The sequence below is a fragment of the Dinoroseobacter sp. S375 genome (assembly GCF_049800775.1).
GTDB lineage: Bacteria > Pseudomonadota > Alphaproteobacteria > Rhodobacterales > Rhodobacteraceae > Dinoroseobacter.
The window spans coordinates 297,257-318,651 of record NZ_JBNAFR010000002.1 but is presented as its reverse complement, the minus strand read 5'-3'; the positions used below and the strand labels follow the sequence as shown (position 1 = coordinate 318,651).

The 21,395-nt window shown below is 64.8% G+C and carries 15 protein-coding genes and 1 tRNA gene; 7 read left to right on the top strand and 9 right to left on the bottom strand.

What is annotated here, in order from left to right:
- Positions 1 to 11: 11 nt before the first annotated feature.
- The 6 genes from ACP150_RS06440 to ACP150_RS06415 all read right to left on the bottom strand — a co-directional run bounded on the left by ACP150_RS06440 (position 12) and on the right by ACP150_RS06415 (position 6,324).
- Positions 12 to 1,796 (bottom strand): peptidoglycan D,D-transpeptidase FtsI family protein, encoded by a 1,785-nt coding sequence (locus tag ACP150_RS06440; protein WP_424965737.1) that lies wholly within the window; start codon positions 1,794 to 1,796, stop codon positions 12 to 14.
- Entirely contained in the window at positions 1,793 to 2,146 is a 354-nt protein-coding gene (gene ftsL, locus ACP150_RS06435) for a cell division protein FtsL (protein WP_424965736.1), read from the bottom strand. The genes ACP150_RS06440 and ftsL overlap by 4 nt, the downstream gene beginning before the upstream one ends.
- Positions 2,143 to 3,147, bottom strand: coding sequence for a 16S rRNA (cytosine(1402)-N(4))-methyltransferase RsmH (rsmH, locus tag ACP150_RS06430; protein WP_424965735.1), 1,005 nt, complete (start codon positions 3,145 to 3,147; stop codon positions 2,143 to 2,145). The genes ftsL and rsmH overlap by 4 nt, the downstream gene beginning before the upstream one ends.
- Positions 3,148 to 3,149: 2 nt before the next feature.
- On the bottom strand, positions 3,150 to 3,659 hold the full coding sequence (gene mraZ / locus ACP150_RS06425; RefSeq protein WP_424965734.1) for a division/cell wall cluster transcriptional repressor MraZ: 510 nt from the start codon (positions 3,657 to 3,659) through the stop codon (positions 3,150 to 3,152).
- A gap of 707 nt (positions 3,660 to 4,366) precedes the next feature.
- Positions 4,367 to 5,464: an Mrp/NBP35 family ATP-binding protein gene (locus ACP150_RS06420; RefSeq protein WP_424965733.1), complete on the bottom strand. Its 1,098-nt coding sequence runs from the start codon at positions 5,462 to 5,464 to the stop codon at positions 4,367 to 4,369.
- 407 nt (positions 5,465 to 5,871) lie between these two features.
- Complete coding sequence (locus ACP150_RS06415) at positions 5,872 to 6,324, bottom strand: Lrp/AsnC family transcriptional regulator (protein ID WP_424965732.1); 453 nt, start codon at positions 6,322 to 6,324, stop codon at positions 5,872 to 5,874.
- A gap of 72 nt (positions 6,325 to 6,396) precedes the next feature.
- Here ACP150_RS06415 and ACP150_RS06410 point away from each other — a divergent pair, with 72 nt between their 5' ends.
- Complete coding sequence (locus tag ACP150_RS06410; RefSeq protein WP_424965731.1) at positions 6,397 to 6,993, top strand: LysE family translocator; 597 nt, start codon at positions 6,397 to 6,399, stop codon at positions 6,991 to 6,993.
- A 5-nt stretch (positions 6,994 to 6,998) separates the two neighbouring features.
- On the opposite strand, the gene ACP150_RS06405 is transcribed toward ACP150_RS06410, so the two are convergent.
- A complete protein-coding gene (locus ACP150_RS06405) occupies positions 6,999 to 9,389 on the bottom strand; it encodes an ATP-dependent helicase (RefSeq protein ID WP_424965730.1) in 2,391 nt (796 codons plus the stop codon).
- 101 nt (positions 9,390 to 9,490) lie between these two features.
- Between ACP150_RS06405 and ACP150_RS06400 the strand changes: the two genes are divergently transcribed.
- The 5 genes from ACP150_RS06400 to ACP150_RS06380 all read left to right on the top strand — a co-directional run bounded on the left by ACP150_RS06400 (position 9,491) and on the right by ACP150_RS06380 (position 16,476).
- Entirely contained in the window at positions 9,491 to 10,639 is a 1,149-nt protein-coding gene (locus tag ACP150_RS06400) for an alpha-hydroxy acid oxidase (protein ID WP_424965729.1), read from the top strand.
- Positions 10,640 to 10,700: 61 nt separating this feature from the next.
- Positions 10,701 to 14,138: a pyruvate carboxylase gene (locus tag ACP150_RS06395; RefSeq protein WP_424965728.1), complete on the top strand. Its 3,438-nt coding sequence runs from the start codon at positions 10,701 to 10,703 to the stop codon at positions 14,136 to 14,138.
- A complete protein-coding gene (locus ACP150_RS06390; protein WP_424965727.1) occupies positions 14,138 to 14,554 on the top strand; it encodes a VOC family protein in 417 nt (138 codons plus the stop codon). The genes ACP150_RS06395 and ACP150_RS06390 overlap by 1 nt, the downstream gene beginning before the upstream one ends.
- A 146-nt stretch (positions 14,555 to 14,700) precedes the next feature.
- Positions 14,701 to 16,215 carry a DUF1254 domain-containing protein gene (locus ACP150_RS06385; RefSeq protein ID WP_424965726.1) on the top strand — a complete coding sequence of 505 codons (1,515 nt, stop codon included), beginning with the start codon at positions 14,701 to 14,703 and terminating at the stop codon, positions 16,213 to 16,215.
- Positions 16,216 to 16,401: 186 nt separating this feature from the next.
- A tRNA-Gly gene (locus ACP150_RS06380) sits at positions 16,402 to 16,476 on the top strand.
- A 63-nt stretch (positions 16,477 to 16,539) separates the two neighbouring features.
- On the opposite strand, the gene ACP150_RS06375 is transcribed toward ACP150_RS06380, so the two are convergent.
- The gene (locus tag ACP150_RS06375) at positions 16,540 to 17,565 is read right to left on the bottom strand and encodes a hypothetical protein (RefSeq protein WP_424965725.1); all 1,026 of its coding nucleotides are present in this window, start codon (positions 17,563 to 17,565) and stop codon (positions 16,540 to 16,542) included.
- Positions 17,566 to 17,677: 112 nt separating this feature from the next.
- On the opposite strand from ACP150_RS06375, the gene ACP150_RS06370 reads away from it, so the two are divergent.
- Positions 17,678 to 18,091 (top strand): hypothetical protein, encoded by a 414-nt coding sequence (locus ACP150_RS06370; protein WP_424965724.1) that lies wholly within the window; start codon positions 17,678 to 17,680, stop codon positions 18,089 to 18,091.
- A gap of 7 nt (positions 18,092 to 18,098) precedes the next feature.
- On the opposite strand, the gene ACP150_RS06365 is transcribed toward ACP150_RS06370, so the two are convergent.
- Positions 18,099 to 21,302, bottom strand: coding sequence for a reductive dehalogenase (locus ACP150_RS06365; RefSeq protein WP_424965723.1), 3,204 nt, complete (start codon positions 21,300 to 21,302; stop codon positions 18,099 to 18,101).
- Positions 21,303 to 21,395: the final 93 nt, after the last annotated feature.

The following is a 21,395-nucleotide window of genomic DNA, read 5'->3' as shown; positions in this document are numbered from 1 at the left end:
GCACCCCCTGCTTAGTTGCGTGCGAGCGTTATCTCAGGATCTCCGAGATATTCAACGCTTGGGCGCAGCCCCAGAAGCGGAACGATCCGGCGTGTGATTTCTGCCGAAACGGGCACAGCCGTCCAACCGGCCGTGCGGCGCGGCTCGGTGCCCGAGGTTTCCACCGGCTCATCCAGCGTCACGATCAGGATGTATTCCGGATCATCCGCCGGAAAGACCGAGGCGAAGGTGGCGATCACCTTGTCCTCGTAATACCCGCCCCCGGCGGCGCGAGGCTTGTCCGCCGTGCCGGTCTTGCCGCCGATCGCATAGCCCGGGATGCGGCCAAAGCTGGCCGTGCCCCGCTCGACCACCTGATGCAGCATGTCCCGCGCCGCAGCAGAAGTTGCCTCAGACACAAGGCGCGGCCCGACCACGGGCGCGCCCTGCCGCAAAAGCGTGGGCGTCACCTTGGTCCCGCCATTGAGGAGCGACGCGTAACCCGCCGCCAGATGCAGCGGCGAGGTCGAGATCCCATGGCCATAGCTGATGGTCATGGTGTGGATATCCGCCCAGCTCTCGGGCCAGAGCGGCCGCGCACCGGGCGCTTCGATCATCTCAACCGGCGTTGGCGCGAGAAAGCCCAGCGCGTCGAGGAATTCCCGCTGCCGCTTGCCGCCGATCTCCAGCGCGAGCCGGGCCGTGCCCACATTCGAGCTTTTGACGATGACATCCGTCAGGCTCAGCTCGGGCCCGTAATTCCGGAAATCACCGATCTTGTGACGCCCCCAGCGCATGGGGCTGGTCGTGTCGATCATCGTGTTCGGGTTCGCGAGCCCCAGCTCAAGCGCCTGAGCGGCCGTGAAAATCTTGAAGGACGAGCCGAGCTCGTAGACCCCCTGCACAGCGCGGTTGAAGAGCGGGCTGTCCCCGGCCTCCCCCTCGACCAGCGGTTGCGGGCGGGTGTTGGGATCGAAATCCGGCAACGAGGCCATGGCGCGGATCTCGCCCGTATGGGCATGCATCAGCACCGCCGCCGCGCCCTTGGCATTCATCAGGCGCATGCCTGAGCCCAGCACATCCTCGATCACCGCCTGAATGGTCAGGTCAATCGACAGCGCGAGCGGGGTGCCCGCCGTCGCCGGATCGCTGAGCCGGGCATTCATCGCCTTCTCGACCCCGGCCACGCCCAGAAGCTCTGCGGATTGCACGCCCTCGCGCCCAAACCCGGTGCCCCCGAGGATATGCGCAGCCAGCGCGCCATTGGGATAGAGCCGCATCTCGCGCGGGCCGAATTGCAGCCCGGGATCGCCGATGTCATGGACCGCCTGCATCTGCTCGGGCGAGATCCGCCGCTTCAGCCAGATGAACTTGCGATCACCGGTAAACCAGCCGCGCAGGCGCGCACTGTCCATATCCGGAAACAGCGTGGCTAGCGCCTCGGCCGAACCCTCGGGATCGGTCATCAGATGGGGCTGAGCATAGAGCGAATGGGTCACCAGATTGGTCGCCAGCACGCGCCCGTTCCGGTCCACGATATCCGCCCGCGTCGCGTCGATCCGCGCATCGCTGACGGCGGCAACCGGCTCGGCCACGGGGGTCGAGGCGATCGCCCACATCCGCGCGCCGACAAAGCCGAAGACAAGCAGACAGCAAAACGCCGCCAGAAGCAGCCGCTGCTCGGCCATCACGCGCCACTCGTCGCGCATCACCTCGTGGCGACGGCGGATATTCTCGCGCTCGATCAGGTCGGGATTGCCCCCGGTCTCGCGGGCATGGAGGATCCGGGCCAAGGGGCGCAGGGGGGTGCGGGTCATGGCCGGCCTCCTGCGGTGGCGCTGACCTCGATGGTCTCGGCCAGCTCACCCTCCAACGAGGGGTTGGGCGGATAGGCCACCTGATCCAGCGCGCCGAAATGGCCCGGGGTCAGCGGCAAGAGCTCCAACCCCTTGAAGTTCATCTCCACCAGATCGTCGAGCCGGTCCGGGCGGTTCAGATAGGCCCATTCCGCGCGCTGCACGGCCAGCGCCTCGCGGGTGTCGCCGATCTGGGCCTGCACCGCGCGCAGACGTTTGAGCGCTTGCTGTGTCTCGAAGTTTTCTTCGTATGCCCAATAGGCCAGACCGACCACCGAGCCAATGGCGAGGGTGTAGAGCAACGTCCTCATGGTGTCTCCGTCAACGAATAGAAACGGGGCAGGCCGAGGCCTGTGTAATCTGCGGGGCGGGCCTCGACCTCGGTCCGGCGCGCAAGCCGCAACCGGGCAGACCGGGCGCGCGGATTGGCGGCCAGCTCTGTGGCGTCGGGCGCGATGGCCTTGCGCGGGCTGAGCCGGAAGCGCGGCGCGATCTCGGCGGTCTCGGGGGCGTAGCGATTGGCGCGACCGCCACCGCCCGAAGCCTGGGTGAGAAAGCGTTTGACGATCCGGTCCTCGATCGAATGAAAGGTCACGACCGCGAGCCATCCCTCGGGGCGCAGCGCACGCTCGGCGGCCTCCAGCCCCCGGACCAACGCGCCCAGCTCATCATTCACCGCGATGCGGAGCGCCTGAAAACTGCGCGTGGCCGGATGGCTTTGCCCCGGTTTGGGGCGCGGCAGGCAGCCCGAGACGATCTCGGCCAGCTCGGATGTCCGCGTGATCGGTGCGACCTGACGGGACGCCACGATGGCCTTGGCGATCCGACGCGCCGCGCGCTCCTCGCCCAGATGGAACAGGATGTCGGCGAGAACACCTTCTTCGGCCTCCGCCACCAGATCCGCCGCCGATGGCCCCTCCTGCGACATGCGCATGTCGAGCGGCCCGTCGCGCAGAAAGGAAAACCCGCGCTCGGCCAGATCAAGCTGCATGGAGGACACCCCAAGATCGAGCACCACCCCATCAAGCGGCGCGCCCGCCAGCGTATCCAGCTGTTCGAAATTGCCCGCCACGAGGCGCAGTCGCGCACCGTATTCCGCCGCCCATTCCGCCGCCATATCGAGCGCGAGAGGATCCTGATCGACGCCGATCAGCGTCTCCGCCCCGGCATCGAGCAGGGCGCGCCCATATCCACCGGCCCCGAAGGTGCCATCCAGCCATGTGCCTGCAATCGGCGCGCACTGGGACAGGATCGGGCCGAGCAGGACCGGAATATGGGGCGCATCCGACGGATCTGGCGCCGACGCGGCCATGATCAGACCTCGCCGCCGCTGGGACCGGCATCGAGGAAGGTGAGCGGGTCCACATCCTCGTCCAGATCGTCGAGCCAATCGGCCATCTCGCCCATCTTGGCGCCATAGCCCTCGGGCGACAGGATCTGGAACGTATCGCCCGTGGCAATGAAATGCGCCTCGCCTGACAGGCCGATCTTCTTGCGCAGCTTGGCCGGGATCACGAGCCGCCCGGTCTCATCGACCGAGGTTTCATGGGCCTGTCCGGTAAAGAGTGTCTCGAGCATCCGCCGGGGCTTCGACCCGCGCGGCAGACGTGCGATCTTGGCATCGACCTCTTCCATCGCGGCCATGGTGTAACATTCGAGATAATTCTGGCGGTGATCGCCATAGACAATGACCAGTTCCGGGTTGCGGTCCTTGGTCCAGCGCGGGTCGTTATCCTCGAGCACGCGGCGAAAGCCGGCGGGGATCGAGACCCGCCCCTTGCTGTCCACCTTGTGGACACTTTCACCTCGGAACATGCGCGCCAACGGGGGCCGCTCCTCTGCCTGCCCCCCGTGATTGCCTGTGTCCGGTTGCCGATGGCCCGGACGTGAAAACGGCGGATCGTGCTGCTGCCATAGCCCGATCCGCCGCACTCGACCCAGAGACTGGGATGACCGACGCGTCCACCATCTGGGGGGATGTCTGCTCGTGGTGCGTCAATCGTCTTTCGAAATGCGCGGCCTGTATGAAACCTGCTTTTTTGTCGGTCGCGGTCGTTGGGTGCCGCTGATGTCCGTCGCTTTCGATGAGATTTTTATGTCATGGGAATGCCTGGGAAGCAATGCCAAATTACGGGACCAAGACCCATCCAAGCTCTCACAGGGCGGAGTCCGACGCAAGACAGCGATCACCAAGGCCACCACATTTCGCGGGATTTTTGCAACATCTGCGGGGCGCGCCCCTAGATATAGTCGTGCCCATCCCGTCCCATGACGCCCCATTTCGGCCCAAAGTTTTTTCGTCAGAGCGGGTATTTCATGGAAATCTGGAGGTCACAGCGCGCGAATCGCGCCGCATCCCACCAGGCATGCAGCGCCCCGATTCGCCGATTTTAACTGATTTTTAACAAATTCGGCCGAGTTCACGGGGCATACGGGCCCCATTCCCCCAATCGTCCCATGCAATCCCACGACCGTGGCGCAGCATGGGACTGGGTGGGTGCGCCTGACCTCGGCGCACCTCACGAAGTGACCTAGGCCATGCCGCCTTTGACAAGACCTGCGGCGAGCTGGGCATAGGCCGCGGCTTCGGGCCCGTCCCCCGCCGCGATCGGCGTCCCGCCATCCCCGGCGATCCGCACATCAAGGCTCAGCGGCAACTCTCCGAGAAAGGGCAGCCCGAGCTTCTGCGCCTCGTCGCGCACGCCGCCATGGCCAAAGAGATGCGCCTCATGCCCGCATTCCGGACAATGGTAGCTCGACATGTTCTCGATTAGGCCGAGCACCGGGGTTTTGAGCGTGGCGAACATATCGAGCGCCTTGCGCGCATCCAGCAGCGCCACATCCTGCGGCGTGGAGACGACAATGGCCCCTGTGACCGCGCTGCGCTGACACAGCGTCATCTGCACATCGCCCGTCCCCGGGGGAAGATCCACGATCAGCACATCCAGATCACCCCAGGCCACCTGCCCCAGCATTTGCTGCAGCGCGCCCATGAGCATCGGGCCCCGCCAGACCACCGCCTTGGCGGGATCCAGCATCAGGCCGATGGACATCACCGTCACACCATGCGCTGTCAGTGGCAGGATCGTCTTGCCGTCCGGTGAAGCGGGCCGCTTGGACACGCCCATCATGCGCGGCTGGCTGGGACCGTATATATCTGCATCGAGCAAGCCTACGCGCCGCCCCTGCCTGGCCAGCGCAACGGCGAGGTTGGACGAGACCGTGGATTTGCCCACGCCGCCCTTGCCCGACCCGATGGCGAGGATCCGGTCCACACCTGCGATCTTGGCTGGTCCCTTTCCCTGATCCGGGGTCGGATGCCGCCCGACCTTGAGGCTCGGCGGCTCTCCGGCGGGGGCCTTGGCCGCCGCGGGCGCCTTGCCCGCCGGGCCATGGGCCGTCAACACCGCCTGAACACCGGTCACCCCGGGCAAAGCGCGCACGGCCGCTTCGGCCGCGTCACGCAAACCAGCAAAGCTGCGCGCCTCTTCAGCATCCGCCGCCTCGATCACGAAACGAACCTGCCCGCCATCGGTGGCCAGCGCCCGCACCAGATCCCGGGACTTGAGCGTCCCGCCGCCCGGCACCTCAACCTTCGCGAGTGCAGCAAAAATGTCGTCGCGCGTCATGGAACCCCCTAAATCGACCTGCCCTCTAAGTGGGCGTCGGGTCGGCCATGACAAGGTCCAACCCTGCGATACGGTCTGATTTCAACGATTTGGCTGGCCTCAAAGCGCTTGCATTTCGAAAACGATCCGTTTGCAGTTTGCGCAATGCAAGAAATGCATAACTGTTTTGACAAGACGGCTCTTGTTGCAGCGCAGCATACGCCTATATTCAATCTCAACAGAGGGCGACGCAGCACTGCAGACGCCCAGCGAGACAAGGCTTACACAAAGCCGAGCTCGCGCACCAGATCAGAAGACCCCTCCTCCTCCCTGGGTTTTCTGTAATATGCGGCGGCGCTTTCCTCCTCCCTAGCGTCGCCGCTTTTTTTTGCCCAAACCGCTGTGACCACGCCCCGCGACCGCCTTGATCAGGCCCGCTCGTCCTTGGGGCTGCCCATCACCACATAGGAGGTCAGGCTGGAGACCTGCGGCAGGGTGCCCAGAACATCCGTGTGAAAAGTCTTGAAGGCCGCGAGATCGGCCACCTCGACCCGCAAGAGGTATTCCACCGTTCCGGTCACGTTGTGGCATTCGCGGACTTCCGGCGCATTGGCCACCGCCCGTTCAAAGCCGAGCTGGTCTGCCTTGGTATGCTCGGACAGGCCCACGGCCATATAAACCGTGAAGCCCTGCCCCAGCGCCGTGCGGTTCAGGACAGCGCGATAGCCCTGAATGATGCCCGAGCGTTCCAGCTCCTGCACCCGGCGCAGGCAGGCAGAAGGCGAGAGGCCGATCCGTTCGGCGAGATCAAGATTGCTGAGCCGACCATCGCGGCTGAGCTCTTGCAATATCTTTTCGTTGATTGGGTCAAGCTTCGCCATTTGTTGCAAAAGTAGTTCGATCTACCCATTTTTTGCAATCTCATTCGGCTCTGGATGCGGCAGGGTTGCGCCATGACACTTGAAACACTCCTCGCCCTGATGACCTTCGCTCTCGTCTCCTCGATCACGCCGGGGCCGAATAACCTGATGGTGCTGGCCTCCGGCGCGAATTTCGGGATTCGCCGGACGGTGCCCCATCTGCTGGGGATCAGCCTTGGCCACGCCTTCATGGTGCTGCTGCTGGGACTGGGGCTCGGGCAGGTCTTTGTCACGTGGCCAGTGTTCCACACCGTGCTGAAAATCGCGAGCGTGGCCTATATGGGATGGCTCGCCTGGAAAATCGCCAATGCCGCAGCCCCCGAGGGCGCCGAGACCGAGGGGCGACCCTTTACCTTTCTGCAGGCTGCCGCCTTCCAGTGGGTCAATCCCAAGGCCTGGGTGATGGGCGTGACGGCGGTCACCGTCTACACCGCACCCGGGGCCGGGGCGCTCGGCGCCGTGCTCGTGGCGGCGGCGTTCTGCGCGACCAACTTTCCGTCCGTGTCGATCTGGGCCTGGATGGGCACGCAAGTTGCCCGCTGGCTGTCGAGCCCGGGACGGCTGCGCGTCTTCAACTGGTCCATGGCGGTGCTGCTCATGGCCTCGCTCGTGCCGATCCTGCTGGGATAGCGCCCTCAGAAGGGGACATCATCCCCCGCCTGATCCGCAGCAACCACGAATTTCGCGACGAGCTTCTTGACCCCAGCCTTCTCGAAGGCAACCTCGAGCTTGTCGCCCTCGATCCCGGTCACGGCACCATAGCCGAACTTCTGGTGGAACACCCGGTCGCCCAGCGCGTGACTCGAGATCGCCGTGGCGTCGATCACCATGTTGCGGCTCTCGCGCGGCTGGCTCGTTCCGCGCGACGCGCTGCGCGCCTGCATCCGACGCCACCCCGGGGAGTTATAGACATTGGCCTCGGCCGCCTTCTCTTCAAGGTTCGAGCCGTAGCTCACCCCGTCCGGCAAGCCGCCCGGCGCCGCCGCCCCGTAGCCCCCACCATAAAGCCCCGGCGGCGTGAGAACCTCCACATGGGCCTCGGGCAGCTCATCAATGAAGCGCGACGGCAGGGCCGATTGCCATTGACCAAAGATCCGTCGATTGCCCACGAATGAGATCGTGCAGAGCTCTTCAGCCCGCGTGATGCCCACATAGGCCAGACGGCGCTCCTCCTCGAGGCCCTTGAGACCCGACTCGTCCATGGAGCGTTGGGACGGAAACAGCCCATCCTCCCAGCCTGGCAGGAAGACCGCCGGAAACTCGAGCCCCTTGGCCGCGTGGAGCGTCATGATCGACACCTGCGGGCCTGACGCGCCTGTGTCGTTGTCCATCACGAGGCTGACATGTTCGAGGAAGCCCTGCAGGTTTTCGAACCCCTCCAGCGCCTTGACCAGTTCCTTGAGGTTTTCGAGCCGCCCCGGGGCCTCGGGCGTCTTGTCGTTCTGCCAATGGGCGGTGTAGCCGCTTTCATCCAGAATGACCTGCGCCAGCTCTACGTGGGAGGTCCGGTCCTCGCGCGCCGTGGCGGTCCAGCGGTCCAGCCCGTCGATCAGCAGCCCCAGCTCCTTGGCGCCCTTCCCGGTCAGCCCCTTGGCCGCCAGCAGGATCCGCGCGCCTTCCTTGAGGGACACGCCATTGGCGCGCGCGCTCATCTGGATTTTCTGCTGGGCCTTGTCGCCTAGCCCCCGTTTCGGCGTGTTCACGATCCGCTCGAAGGCCAGATCATCCTCGGGGCTGGTCACGACGCGGAAATAGGCCATGGCATCGCGGATCTCCATCCGCTCGTAAAAGCGCGGGCCGCCGATGACTTTGTAAGGCAGCCCGATGGTCAGGAACCGGTCCTCGAAGGCGCGCATCTGGTGCGAGGCACGGACGAGAATCGCGATCTGGTCCAGCTCGAAGGGGCGCATCCCCCTTGTGCCGCCCTGCATCGATTCGATCTCTTCGCCGATCCAGCGCGCCTCTTCATCGCCGTCCCAATGACCGATCAGGCGGACCTTCTCGCCCTCCTGCGCCTCGGTCCAGAGGGTCTTGCCAAGCCGCCCCTTGTTGCCATCGATCACGCCCGAGGCCGCGGCGAGGATATGGGGGGTGGAGCGGTAATTCTGTTCCAACCGGATCACGAGCGCGCCGGGAAAATCCTTTTCAAAGCGCAGGATGTTGCCCACCTCGGCCCCGCGCCAGCCATAGATCGACTGGTCATCATCGCCGACGCAGCAGATATTCTTGTGCCCGCCCGCAAGGAGGCGCAGCCAGAGATACTGGGCGACATTGGTATCCTGATACTCGTCCACGAGGATATAGCGGAACCAGCGCTGATACTGGGCCAGCACGTCCTCGTGCTTCTGGAAGATCCCCACCACATGCAGCAGGAGATCCCCGAAATCCGTGGCATTCAGGGTGCGCAACCGCTCCTGATACGCGGCATAGAGCTCGACACCGCGCGAGTTGAAGGCCGAGGCCTCGGCGGCAGGCACCGCATCCGGCGCCCAGGCGCGGTTCTTCCAGCCATCGATGATATGGGCGAGCTGGCGTGCGGGCCAGCGCTTCTCGTCGATGTTCTCGGCGATGATGAGCTGCTTGAGCAGGCGGATCTGGTCATCCGTATCCAGGATGGTGAAATTCGACTTCAGCCCGACCAGCTCCGCATGGCGGCGCAGCAGCTTCACGCCAATCGCGTGGAACGTGCCGAGCCACGGCATCCCCTCGACCGCCTGCCCCATGAGGTTGGCAACCCGATCCTTCATCTCGCGCGCGGCCTTGTTTGTGAAGGTCACCGCCAGAATCTCGTTCGGGCGCGCAGTCCCGGTGGTCAGCAGATGCGCGATCCGGCAGGTCAGCGCCTTGGTCTTGCCCGTCCCGGCCCCGGCGAGCATCAGGACCGGCCCCTCCAACGCCTCGACCGCCTGGCGCTGCGCGGGGTTCAACGTGTCGAGATAGGGCGTCGGGCGCGCCCCCATGGCACGTGCCGAGAGCGAAAGATTGGCGCCCGCCTCAAAGGCGTCGGTATCGTCGAAACTGTTCATGCGGCAAACATAGCGCGAAGCAGGACGGGGGGAAAGCTATGTTCCACATCTGTTCGCGACTCCTCTATTGCGCAATCAGATGAAATGCTTAGCAAGGGCCCATGGATCTGGACACGACCCATCCGGCGATTTCTGACCTGCGGCGGGCTGCACGCCGACGCATTCCCGGCTTCGTCTTCGAGTATCTCGACAGCGCGACCGGCGATCGCGAGGTGGGGGTGCGCACGACCCGGGCCGCGCTCGATGCGATCCACCTGCTGCCGAGCGTTCTGCATGGCGAGATCGACCCAGTTCTCGAAACACCTCTGCTGGGCCGCAGCTATGCCCGCCCCTTCGGGATTGCCCCCGTGGGCATGTCCGGGCTGATCTGGCCCGACGCGGAACGGCTGCTGGCCGCCGCGGCTGCAGCGGCGCGCATTCCCTATGGCCTGTCGACCGTCGCCACCCAGGTGCCTGAACGTGTCGGCCCCAAGGCGGGGGGGATGGGCTGGTTCCAGCTCTATCCACCGGCGGACCCGGTGATCCGCGACGATATTATGGCCCGGGCCAAGGCCTCGGGGTTCGAGACGCTGGTTCTGACCGTGGATGTGCCCGCCGACAGCCGCCGCGAGCGGCAGCGCCGCGCAAACCTGACCATCCCGCCCAAGATCACACCGCGCATGGTCGCGCAGATGGCCCTGCACCCGCGATGGGCGCTTGGCATGGCGCAGCATGGGCGCCCCTCTCTGAAGCTGGCCGAAAGCTATGTCGAGAAATCCGGCGCGGCGAGTTACATGGCCCATGCGGGCAAGGCGATCCGGGGCGCGCCCGACTGGGCCTATCTCGACGCGCTGCGCGCTGGATGGGACGGCCCTCTGGTGATCAAGGGCGTGCTGCGACCCGAGGATGCGACGCGGCTGCAAGCCGCTGGCGTGGACGGGATCTGGGTGTCGGATCACTCTGCGCGCCAGTTCGAGGGCGGGCCGGGCGCGATCACGCAGCTGCCGGTGATCCGCGCCGCGGTTGGCCCCGACTACCCGCTGATCTATGATAGCGGGATCGAAGGCGGGCTCGACATTCTCCGCGCGGTGGGAATGGGCGCGGATTTCGTCATGCTGGGGCGCGCCTGGCACTTCGCCCTGGCCGGTCTGGGGCCGCGCGGCGTGCGCCACCTGATCCATCTGCTGACCCAGGACCTGATCACGAACATGCAAATGTGCGGCCTTGCCACCCTTGCCGATTTCCGCGACGAATTGGCCCCGAGACGCTAGGGGCTTCCGGTTTGGAACGGTTTGCCGTACATGGACAATAAAGTTTACCAATGAGGACCCGATGACTGACTTCAAAAAGATCCTGATTGCCAATCGCGGCGAAATTGCCATCCGGGTGATGCGGGCCGCCAACGAGCTCGGCAAGAAGACGGTTGCGGTCTACGCGGAGGAAGACAAGCTCAGCCTGCACCGTTTCAAGGCGGATGAGGCCTATAAGATCGGCGAGGGGATGGGCCCCGTGGCCGCCTATCTGAGCATCGACGAAATCATCCGGGTCGCCAAGCTCTGCGGTGCGGATGCGATCCACCCGGGCTATGGCCTGCTGTCTGAGAACCCGGATTTCGTGGATGCCTGTGCAGCCAACGGCATCACCTTCATCGGGCCCAAGGCCGAAACCATGCGCGCCCTTGGTGACAAGGCGTCGGCGCGCAAGGTGGCGATTGCCGCTGGCGTGCCGGTCATCCCCGCGACCGAGGTGCTCGGTGATGATATGGAGGCGATCAAAGCCGAGGCGGAAACCATCGGCTATCCCCTGATGCTCAAGGCGTCCTGGGGCGGCGGCGGTCGCGGCATGCGCCCGATCTTCGGCGCCGATGAGGTCGCCGAGAAGGTCCGGGAAGGCCGCCGCGAAGCCGAAGCCGCCTTTGGCAATGGCGAAGGCTATCTCGAGAAGATGATCACCCGCGCCCGCCATGTGGAGGTTCAGATCCTCGGCGACACGATGGGCAATATCTATCACCTGTGGGAGCGGGACTGCTCGGTCCAGCGCCGCAACCAGAAGGTCGTGGAGCGCGCGCCCGCGCCCTATCTTTCCTCCGCTCAGCGCGAGCAGATTTGCGAGCTCGGTCGCAAGATCTGCGCCCATGTGAACTACGAATGCGCGGGCACGGTCGAATTCCTGATGGATATGGACACCGGGTCTTTCTACTTCATCGAGGTGAACCCCCGCGTTCAGGTCGAGCATACGGTGACCGAAGAGATCACCGGCATCGACATCGTGCGCGCCCAGATCCTGATCGCCGAGGGCAAGTCCCTGATCGAGGCCACCGGCGTGGCAAGCCAGTACGATGTGCCCCTGAGCGGTCACGCGATCCAGTGCCGGGTCACGACCGAGGATCCGCAGAACAACTTCATCCCCGATTATGGCCGCATCACCGCCTATCGCGGGGCCACGGGCATGGGCATCCGCCTTGATGGCGGCACGGCCTATTCCGGCGCGGTCATCACCCGCTACTATGACAGCCTGCTGGAAAAGGTCACCGCCTGGGCCCCGACCCCCGAGGCCGCGATTGCGCGGATGGACCGTGCCCTGCGCGAGTTCCGGATCCGCGGTGTCAGCACGAATATCGCCTTTGTCGAGAACCTGCTTAAGCACCCGACCTTCCTGAACAACCAGTACACCACGAAATTCATCGACGAGACGGCGGAGCTTTTTGAGTTCCCCAAGCGGCGCGACCGCGCCACGCGGATCCTGCGCTATATCGCGGATATCTCGGTCAACGGACATCCCGAGACCGAAGGCCGCGCCATGCCGCCCGCCACGCCCCGCGCGCTCAAGGCCCCTGCCCCCAAGGCCGCACCGGCGCCGGGCACGCGCACCCTGCTGGAGGAAAAAGGCCCCCAGGCGGTTGCGGATTGGATGTCGGAGCAGAAGCAGCTGCTGATCACCGACACCACCATGCGCGATGGGCACCAGTCTCTGCTGGCCACGCGGATGCGGTCCATCGACATGATCCGGGTCGCGCCCAGCTATGCCGCGAACCTGCCGCAACTCTTTTCGGTTGAATGCTGGGGCGGGGCGACCTTCGATGTGGCCTACCGCTTCTTGCAGGAATGCCCCTGGCAGCGCCTGCGCGACATCCGTGCCGGTCTGCCCAATGTGATGACGCAGATGCTGCTGCGCGGCTCGAACGGGGTCGGCTACACCAACTACCCCGACAACGTGGTGCAGGAATTCACCCGCCAGGCCGCCGCCTCGGGTGTCGACGTGTTCCGCGTCTTTGACAGCCTGAACTGGGTCGAGAACATGCGCGTCGCCATGGATGCGGTGCTCGAGAGTGGCAAGGTCTGCGAAGGGACGGTCTGCTATACAGGCGACATCCTGAACCCCGAGCGGGCGAAGTATGACCTCAAATACTATGTGGATATGGGGCTGGAGCTGAAGGCCGCGGGCGCCCATGTGCTCGGCCTGAAGGATATGGCGGGCCTGCTGAAACCGGCCTCGGCCCGGATCCTGATCAAGGCCCTGAAAGAAGAGGTCGGCCTGCCGATCCACTTCCACACCCACGATACCGCCGGCATCGCCTGCGCGACGATCGTCGCGGCGGCAGAATCCGGCGTGGATGCGGTGGATTGCGCCATGGATGCGCTATCGGGCAATACCAGCCAGGCGACCCTCGGCACGGTCGTGGAATCCCTGCGTCACACGGATCGCGACACCGGGCTCGACATCAAGGCTGTGCGCGAGATCTCGGATTACTGGGAAGCGGTGCGCGAGGAATATGCCGCCTTCGAGACCGGCCAGCAGGCCCCCTCCTCGGAGGTGTATCTGCACGAGATGCCCGGTGGCCAGTTCACCAACCTCAAGGCGCAGGCCCGGTCCCTCGGGCTTGAGGAGCGTTGGCACGAGGTCGCCCAGACCTATGCGGATGTGAACCAGATGTTCGGTGACATCGTGAAGGTGACGCCCTCCTCCAAGGTCGTGGGCGACATGGCGCTCCTGATGGTGAGCCAGGGCCTGAGCCGCGCGGATGTCGAAGACCCCAACCGCGACTTGGCCTTCCCGGATTCGGTCGTCGATATGATGCGCGGCAATCTCGGCCAGCCTGCGGGCGGCTTCCCGGAAAAGATCATGTCCAAGATCCTCAAGGGTGAGAAGCCGAGCACAGCACGCCCGGGCAAGCACCTCCCGCCCGTGGATCTCGAGGCGACGCGCAAGGACCTGGAAGCCCAGACCGGCACCACTGCGGATGACGAGGATCTCAACGGCTACCTGATGTATCCCAAGGTCTACACCGATTACATGGCCCGCCACAGCGAGTATGGCCCGGTTCGGACCCTGCCCACGCGCACGTTCTTTTATGGGATGCAGCCCGGTGACGAGATCGAGGCCGAAATCGATCCGGGCAAAACCCTCGAGATCCGGATGCAGACCGCCTCCGAGACCAATGAGGATGGCGAGGTGAAGGTCTTCTTCGAGCTGAACGGCCAGCCCCGCGTCGTGCGGGTGCCGAACCGCAAGGCAGCGGCCACGGTCGCGAAGATGCCCAAGGCCGAGCTGGGCAACCCGAACCATATCGGGGCACCCATGCCCGGTGTCGTGGCCTCGGTCGCAGTGCAGCCGGGGGCCAAGGTCAAGGAGGGTGATCTTCTGCTGACCATCGAAGCCATGAAGATGGAAACCGGCATTCATGCGGAACGCGACGCGGTGGTCGCCGCAGTGCATGTGAGCCCGGCGGCACAGATCGACGCCAAGGACCTGCTGATCGAGCTCAGCTGATGCCGCGCAGGCTCGCCGCCCTCAGCCTGGTCGTGGATGACTACGACCGGGCGATCGCCTTTTTCACCCAGACGCTGGGTTTCGAGTTGCGCGAGGATACGCGCCTGTCGGACACCAAGCGCTGGGTGCGCGTCGCCCCGCCCGGGGCAGAGACCGAATTTCTGCTGGCGCGCGCCGCCACACCCAGCCAGGTGGCCGTTATCGGACAGCAGGGTGGCGGGCGCGTCTGGCTGTTTCTCGAGACCGAAGATTTCGGCGCGGATTTCGCACGGCTGAGCGCCGCAGGCGTCCCGTTCGAGAGCCCGCCTCGCGACGAACCCTACGGCACGGTCGCCGTGTTTGCCGACCCCTGGGGCAATCGCTGGGACCTGATCCAATATGCCGATCCCGAAGGCCGCAGCGGCACGCAAGCCTGACACGCGGGTCTGGCGCCCCCTTCTTACAAGGCTGCGGCGCCATCCCGATGGCGAAACGTCCCGACGCCCACCGGATGCAACCCGGCACAGATTTGCTCTGCACACGACTCCTGCGTAGGCTTCCCGCAACGAGGGGGAGGACAAGCATGTCAAAATTAGCACCAGGAGTTGTATCCATCGGGCTGGTCATGGGGGGCGTCGCGCTCGCGCAGGACCCGCCGCAGATGGCCATGAGCACCACGATCCCGGACGGGATCACCACCCCCGACAATATCGAGACGCAGCTGGGCGCTCTCAACTTCTTTGACGGGGTGCCGGACGCCGAGACCGCAGACAAAATCTACAATCTGCTCGACTTCACCCATGCGTACCAAGCCTATCTGGACGGTGTGAAGATCGCCTCGATGGACGCCATGCGGCGCGGGATCGAGGCCTTTGGACCGGCCAACACCACCGTCTTGCAGTTTGCGGATCTGATGGATTCCAAGGCGCTGTTCCTGACGCCGAACACGACCAGCGTCTATCAGACCGCGTGGCTCCAGTTGGGCGACGAGCCGATGGTGATCGATACGCCGCCCAACGTGCTCGGGTTTCTGAACAATGCCTGGTTCAAATACGTCATGGATTTCGGCAATCTCGGCCCGGATGAGGGGAAAGGCGGGAAGTTCCTGATACTTCCCCCGGGATATGAGGGCCCGGTGCCCACCGAAGGCTACACCGATGTCGTGCCATCGGACACCTATGGTCACTGGGTGCTCTGGCGGGGCTATCTCAAGGACGGCTCTACGGCGGAGGCGGTGCAAGCCACCCAGGACAGGTTCCGGATGTACCCCCTCTCGGCAGCGGACGCGCCGCCGGAGATGACCTTCGTGAACGTCTCGGGCCAAGAGTTCAACACGATCCATGTGATGGACGAGCGGATGTACGACGAGATCAACACCGTGGTGCAATCCGAACCCCTCCAGGGCGAAGAGCCGGAGCTTTTGGGTCATCTGGCGGCAATCGGCATTCAGAAGGGTCATCCCTTTGCGCCCGATGACAGGATGCAGGCCATTCTGAAACGCGCGGCAGCCGCCGGTGCCGTGACAGTCAAGACGCTGGTCTCCAAGCCGCGTGACCCGCGCGTCTACTGGTATCCGGGCGAGAGCTATTGGCAGACGGCCTTTCCCGGCGGGGCCTATACCTGGGTGCTGGACGGGGCCACTTTGCAGGATTTCCGCAGTGCCTTTCACTTCTATGCTACGGGCGTCACGCCGGCCATGGCGTTGAAAGTGGTGGGCAAGGGATCGCAATACGCCTTCACCTACCGGGATGCGGAGGGCAACGCGCTCGACGGTGGCAAAACCTACAAGCTCACGGTGCCCGCCGATCCGCCTGCCAAGGATTTCTGGTCCTTCACGCTCTATGACAACCAGACCCGCTCGATGCTTCAGACGGACAAGCAGTTTCCCGCCCTGGGCAGCAATGATGCCGGGCTGGTGCAGAATGCGGATGGCTCGACAGACATCTATTTCGGCCCCGTGGCGCCGGAAGGATTCGAGAGCAACTGGCTCCAGACCGTGCAGGGAAAAGGGTGGAACACGATCATGCGGCTCTATGGACCGCTCGAGCCCTGGTTCGACCAGACTTGGCGCCCGGGAGAGATCACGCTCCTCCCCTAGCGGCCCCGCGAACAGAGCGCCGACGCGTCGCCCGTTCCCTGTGGCGGCGCGTCCAAGCGGTGCGAATCGCCGCCGCTTGGATCCGGCCGACCTGCGACCGGCGGGCGCAGCAAAAAATCGCAAATCCATGCTTTTTTCACTTGCAGCCAAGGGGGCCGCTGGATACATCAGCGTCACTCAACTGATGCGGGCGTAGCTCAGGGGTAGAGCATAACCTTGCCAAGGTTAGGGTCGGGCGTTCGAATCGCCTCGCCCGCTCCAGTTGAAGTCCTCCGACCAGACATGATTGAATTTACCCCACCCCGGGGGACGCGGTGTTGCGCGCTAGCGCAGCCAGAGCTTGTTGCGTTTCAAGGTGTTGCGGATGGTCTGCTCCTTGGGGGGCAAAGCCGCCCGATCAAAGAGCGCGCGCGCCTTGGCCCCCTTGCCCTGATAGATCATCCGCTTGGCGGCCTCGGACCCCTTGAGCAGCTTCTTGATCCGGTTCGGGGCCGTTACCCTTTCCAGCACCTCGACCACCGCATCCGCCTCTCGCGCATAGAGCAAAGGCAGAAGCCGGTAGTGGCAGGTGATCCGCCCGTCGAGCAATCCGGGCGGCACCGCGTCCCGCCCACCGCCGAGCCCGTGAAGAACCAAGGGCAGCGCGATCTGGTCGAGCCACGGCTCCAGCGGCTGACAGATCAGCTCGGGCGGCGGGTCATCCCAGATGCTGCGCGCAATCTCGAGATAGCGGCGATGGAAGGCCAGCGGACAGCCGCCAAAGAACCAGCCAGCGTTGAAATAGAGGTAACGCTCCCAATACTCATCCGGATGGCTCAGATCGAGGGAGCTGTCGAAATCCAGCCCGAACCGGTCATAGAGCGCCTTCCATGTCTGGGTATAGCCCGGCCCGTAGAGCTCAATCACCGGCCATGTCCCGGTCCGCCGCATGGACGCCCCGGGATAGGCGTCGTCAAAGGGCACCTCCGAGAGCGGGCCGAGAAACAGTGTGTCGGTGTCGAAGAACACGAAAGGCCGGTCGCGGTCGAGCACCTTGAGCGCCTCGATCTTGTTGCCATGGGGATAGCGCGCACCGAAGGCCTCGGAGGCGAAGGGCCGGATCTCGGCCCCGTATTCCGTCCCCAGAAACTGGCGGATCTCGGAAGGCGCCGTCGGATCGGTGTCGCCCCAGAGCGGCCCGGGCTGCGGCTCGGCGAAGATCAGACGCCCGTCATATTCCGGGTTCGCCGCCCGAAACGAGGCCGCAAAGATCAACGCCTCATAGGCCAGACGCCCGCCCTGCAGCACGGCCAGCACGTCTCGCCCCGGCGCTTCGCCCTCCGCTACGGGCAAGGCATCAGGCGCATCCATGCGCGGGAGTTCGAAGGAAGTCGGTCATCTCTGGGCCTGCCCGGTTTTTTGCAGTATGCCGGGTTCATGCGGCGGGACAACCCGTTCCCGTCCAGAGATTTCGGAGTGCCCTATGCCGCGTCCCCTGATGCTCTGTCTTGGCCTGCTGGCAGCGACACCAGCCATGGCCACCGGTTTCACCACCGCCGAGGAGGTCAAGCCGATCCTCATGGCCACCCAGTCGAGCTGGGTCGCGGTGCGCAAGTTCAATGGTCAGGACCTGCTGTATTTCACCCAGATCGAGAGCTGGCGCTGCGGCGTGCAACAGATTGCCTTCCGGGTGAATGGCAATGCCGAGCAGCTCTTCAAGTTCATGGAACCCTGTTATGAGGGCACGCCTGCACCCAATGCCTTCAAGCTCGACAGCCACCTGCCCTATGTGGCCTTCCCGCTGGACACACTGACCAGCGTCGAGGTGACCGTGACCTTCGAGGACGGCTCCTCGCAGACAGCAAGCTTCGAGCGCAGCGAAATCGAGCTGCAATAGGTACGTCTCAAAGGTCGATCTCGATCACCCCGTCCTTTTCGGCGGCGCGGGACTGGCACAGGATCACCGCGCTCTCGCGCTGCGCCTTGGACAGCACGAAGTCCCGATGCTCCACAGCGCCGGAAACCAGCCCGCATTTGCAGACCCCGCAGATCCCGTCCGAGCATTTCACATCGATCTTGATCCCCGCCTCGGTGAGGACATCCGTCGCGGTCTTGTCTGCGGGGATCTCGAATTCGCGCCCGGAGCGCACGAGGCGCAGGGTGAAAGGGTGGTTCTCGTAGTCGGGCGTCTCGGGCACCGAGAAAAACTCCAGATGCTGCGCCTCCTCGGGCACGCCCTGTCGCGCGGCGGCCTCCATGACGGCGCTCATGTACCGCTCCGGCCCGCATGTATAGACATGCGCGCCCTCCGGGTGGCCCGCAAACAGCGCATCGAGATCGGCGCGCGTGCCCTCTTCCGAGATATGCAGATGCAGCTTATCGGCCCAGGGCATCGCCGCGAGATCCGCGAGAAACCCGGCCGCCGCCCGGCTGCGAACCGAATAGTGCAACGCAAAATCCCGTCCCAGCGCGTGGAGCCGGTGTGCCATGGCGATCATCGGTGTCACCCCGATGCCGCCGCCCATGAGATAGGACATAGGCGCATCCTCGGTCAGGGGGAAATGGTTGATAGGTCGCGAAATAAACAACTGCCGCCCCTCGGCAAAGATCCGGTGCATGAGCTTGGATCCGCCGCGCCCGCCCTCTTCGCGCAGCACGCCAATCTGGTATTTCGACCGATCCCCCGGATCGCCGGACATGGAATACTGGCGCAGGAATTCCGGGGCCACCACGATGTCCAGATGCGCCCCCGCCGTCCATTCCGGCAGGTCCCCGCCCGAGGGCAGTCGGAACTCGTATTTCGTCACCTCCGGCGTCATCGCCTCGGCCTTGGTCACCACGACCTGCAAGACCGGGCTCTCGCCAGCCTCGGCGCGCCGGTGGATCACGCCCTCATCGCCCTTTGCCAGCCGGTCGCGATACTCTTCGGCGGTGATCATCGCCTGATAGGCCTCGATCCCGGCCTCGCGATCCATGGGGAACGGGTATGGATAAGGATGCGGCGCAAGCGGGGCCGGGTAGACCGCGAGGGTCTGATCCTCGTAACGCAGGTCGAGATCCCGCTGCAGATCCCGCGCATTCACCGGGTGCCGCGTGGGCCGGTAGCCGCCATCCTCATAGAGCTCCAGATCCCACCACCATTTCTTGACCGGATTGAGCCCGCCATTGCCCGCAGCATCATCCAGCCGGGCCAGCAGCGGCGCGGCCTTGGGAATGTTCATCGCCGCCCAGCGGAAGGGCTTCTCGGCGAACAGCCCTTCGAGGTTCCACGGACAGGTCTTCATGCAGCGCCCGCACATGGCCCCGCCCAGGGTCGTGATCCGGTAGCTGGCGCATTTCTGGCTGTCGGATTTCCAGATCTCGTAGCCGTTAAACATCAGTTTCGGCCCGGCGGTGATCGCCCCCGAGGGGCATTCGCGGGCACATTTGTTGCAGGTCTCGCAGAAGCTCTGCAGTCCGAAATCAATCGGCTTGTCATGGGCCAGCGGCAGATCCGTGGTCACCACCCCCGATTTCAGGCGTGGCCCGAGGAACGGGTTCAGGATCACCTCGCCAATCCGGCTCACCTCGCCCAGCCCGGACAGGAGCAACAAGGGCGGCTGCAGCACCTCGCCATCAAGCACCGTATGGGCCTTGGCCGAATAGCCCAGGTTGCGGATCTGCTTGGCGATGACCCCGCCGAGCAGCGAAAACCGCAGATAGGCCCGCATGGATTGCGCCACCGAGATCCAGTCATCGCCGGACGCACCCTCCATGGTCTCGTAGCCCTGATCGATGATCATGCTGATGGCTTGGTCATGGGGCGGCTCGATCTCTTCGCCGCGCGCATCGTGGGAATACCAGGTCCAATCCGGGCAAGCGCTGATCCCCACGGCGTCCACGCCAAGGAAATAGCTCGCCGCCTTGATCGCCTCCGCATGGGTCTGCGGCTCAGGGACGGCGCGCTCCGTCTCGGACGCGCCATCCTGCAGGAGGACAAAGGCCCCGAGCATCCGCCGCTGCGCCATAGAAGGCGCGGCCTTGCGCGCGTAATAGCCCCCCTTGGCCCCCTCTTGCAGGGGTTTGCCCATATCGCCGAACTGGGCGCGCGCGAACATATCCGTGCGTTTCGGCACCCGCGCCACATTGGGCGCATCGATATAGGTGGTCGGGTTTTCGACCCGTTTGAGCGTCTCGAACGGGTGCGGGCCGTCGCGGAAATCGCGCGCCTTGAATGGGTCCCTGTTCAGGGCCGACTTGGCGGAGGCCGTGCCCAGCCACCAGGCCGGTCCCTTGGTCCGCAACCAGGGCTGTGCGGGCGCGAGCGGCGCATCCACCGCAAGCTCCATCGTCGTGGTCAGAACCGCCACGCCGAACCGGGTCCCGAGATAAGGGTTGGTCAGTGCGCCGTCCTCGACCGTCGCCAGCCCCGCCGCCACAGTGAGCCGGTTGAGCGAGACATCCGTCGAGGTCGCCGTATGCGCCTTGGCATCCCAGCCCAGCAGCCGGATGTAATTGGCCAGCACCACCGCCGTCTCGGAAGCGCGCAGGCAGGCACGATGGGCCTGTGCATCAGCGATCCACGCTGTCCCCGGCTCGCCCGGACGCGGATCCCGGGGCATCTCGTAGAGAAACACCATGGCATGGGTGTGATCCACGATGGTGGAGGGCGGCGCCTCCATGCTCTCCTTGAGATCGGCCATGATCATGTCGATGCCCGAGGCCAGCGTCTTGGTCTGGCGCGTGCGCAGTTCATTGGCGAGCCGGTCGATATCCGGGTTCCGGCGCGGGGCCTCAAGCAGCGCCTCAGACGGCAGAGCGCAGGCCGCAACCATGGCGGCATCGGAGAAATAGCCAAAGGCTTTGAGGTGGTTGGCCCGTGCCACCGGATCGCTCGGACACTCCGCGCGTGCCTTGTTCACGAGCCCGTCCCGGATCGCGTCCATCATGGCCTGGTACTCGCCCATGGCATTGACGATGGAGCTCGGCGCCTCGGGACGCGCGAAGCTGAGTGGGCGATCCTCGGGCACCTGCGCGAGATCGGGCATCGCACCCCGGGCCAGCCGTTCCAGCGGATAGGGGCCCATATGCACAGGCCGCGTCGCGTCCGAGAAGAACCGGATGCTCACCTGCGACCCCGGCCTGCGGGCAGCCTCGTCTTCGACATCACGGCCCCTCCCCGGCGTCAGTCTCGGATGGGGATATGCTAAGCGGCCCCGAAC

Coding starts and splice junctions, on each gene's coding strand:
- ftsL (WP_424965736.1), bottom strand. CDS start 2,146: ATGAGGACGTTGCTCTACACCCTCGCCATTGGCTCGGTGGTCGGTCTG.
- ACP150_RS06395 (WP_424965728.1), top strand. CDS start 10,701: ATGACTGACTTCAAAAAGATCCTGATTGCCAATCGCGGCGAAATTGCC.
- ACP150_RS06405 (WP_424965730.1), bottom strand. CDS start 9,389: ATGAACAGTTTCGACGATACCGACGCCTTTGAGGCGGGCGCCAATCTT.
- ACP150_RS06385 (WP_424965726.1), top strand. CDS start 14,701: ATGTCAAAATTAGCACCAGGAGTTGTATCCATCGGGCTGGTCATGGGG.
- rsmH (WP_424965735.1), bottom strand. CDS start 3,147: ATGGCCGCGTCGGCGCCAGATCCGTCGGATGCGCCCCATATTCCGGTC.
- ACP150_RS06415 (WP_424965732.1), bottom strand. CDS start 6,324: ATGGCGAAGCTTGACCCAATCAACGAAAAGATATTGCAAGAGCTCAGC.
- ACP150_RS06420 (WP_424965733.1), bottom strand. CDS start 5,464: ATGACGCGCGACGACATTTTTGCTGCACTCGCGAAGGTTGAGGTGCCG.
- ACP150_RS06390 (WP_424965727.1), top strand. CDS start 14,138: ATGCCGCGCAGGCTCGCCGCCCTCAGCCTGGTCGTGGATGACTACGAC.
- ACP150_RS06375 (WP_424965725.1), bottom strand. CDS start 17,565: ATGGATGCGCCTGATGCCTTGCCCGTAGCGGAGGGCGAAGCGCCGGGG.
- ACP150_RS06440 (WP_424965737.1), bottom strand. CDS start 1,796: ATGACCCGCACCCCCCTGCGCCCCTTGGCCCGGATCCTCCATGCCCGC.
- ACP150_RS06400 (WP_424965729.1), top strand. CDS start 9,491: ATGGATCTGGACACGACCCATCCGGCGATTTCTGACCTGCGGCGGGCT.
- ACP150_RS06370 (WP_424965724.1), top strand. CDS start 17,678: ATGCCGCGTCCCCTGATGCTCTGTCTTGGCCTGCTGGCAGCGACACCA.
- ACP150_RS06410 (WP_424965731.1), top strand. CDS start 6,397: ATGACACTTGAAACACTCCTCGCCCTGATGACCTTCGCTCTCGTCTCC.